1 protein-coding gene is annotated in these 900 nt (G+C 70.2%); it reads right to left on the bottom strand.

Features of this window, described 5'->3' with window-relative positions:
- Positions 1 to 819, bottom strand: an 819-nt coding sequence (locus ACSF8R_RS14600) for a DUF222 domain-containing protein (protein ID WP_434812455.1), incomplete at its 3' end; no start/stop codon positions are given.
- Positions 820 to 900: the final 81 nt, after the last annotated feature.

The following is a 900-nucleotide window of genomic DNA, read 5'->3' as shown; positions in this document are numbered from 1 at the left end:
GGGGTCGATCCAGGTGGGTGGGGTGAGCCAGACGGTCGCGGTCGTGCCGGTGCCGTCGACGCGCAGGTTCCAGCCGTCGTCGTGGATGCGGTGGTGGCAGGCGGTGCACAGCAGCACCCCGTTGGTGAGGTCGGTGGGTCCGGTGTCTCGTTCCCACCAGTCGATGTGGTGGACGATGCACCAGCCGGGTGGCGCCCCGCAAGAGACGCAGCCGCCGTCGCGTTCGATGAGCGCGAGTTTCTGGGTGGGCGTGAAGAGGCGTTTCGTTCTGCCCCAGTCGAGGATGTCGCTGTCGCCGCCGAGGACGCACGGGATGACCTGCGCGTCGGCGGCCATCCGCCGGATCGCGGCGGCGGGGACGGGCTGGTCGATCCCGTCGATCGTCGCGACCCCCGCCGCGTCCGTGGCACCAGCACCGACCGCCCCGGCGTCGTCGACGCGGCGGAGCAGGTCGTCGAGGTCCATGCGGACGACGACGGTGGTGACGGGCCCGGTGGGGACAGTGGTGCAGCCGATCGCGTGACGGCAGAGGTCGGCGAGGGCGTCTGCTTGCATCTGCCTGACGGATCGGTCGTCGCGTTCGGCGTCGTCGGCGTGTTCGTTGCGGCGCAACGTCTGGGTCACCATCGCTTCGATCGCGGTCTTGATCGGGGCGGCGGTCTCGACGTCGAGTTTCGCGGTGAGGTGGACCATCCCGTCGCGTTCTTGAAGGATCAGCGATCGTTCCGCGCGCGCCTGGTCGTGTCTCGGTTCGACACCAGCGGGGTCGAGGTCGGCTTCGGCACGGGCGAGGAGCCGGTTCAACTCATCCGCCCGCAAGCCCGGCGCCAACTCGACGAGTTCACGTTCGGCGGCATCCAGCCTGCCGGGTGCGACGCGGAGTGCGACCCGGTCGAGGAG

The sequence above is a fragment of the Microbacterium sp. bgisy189 genome (genome assembly GCF_965345345.1).
Lineage (GTDB): Bacteria > Actinomycetota > Actinomycetes > Actinomycetales > Microbacteriaceae > Microbacterium.
Note: the sequence above shows the minus strand (reverse complement) of the source record. Positions and strands in the feature narration are given on the sequence as shown.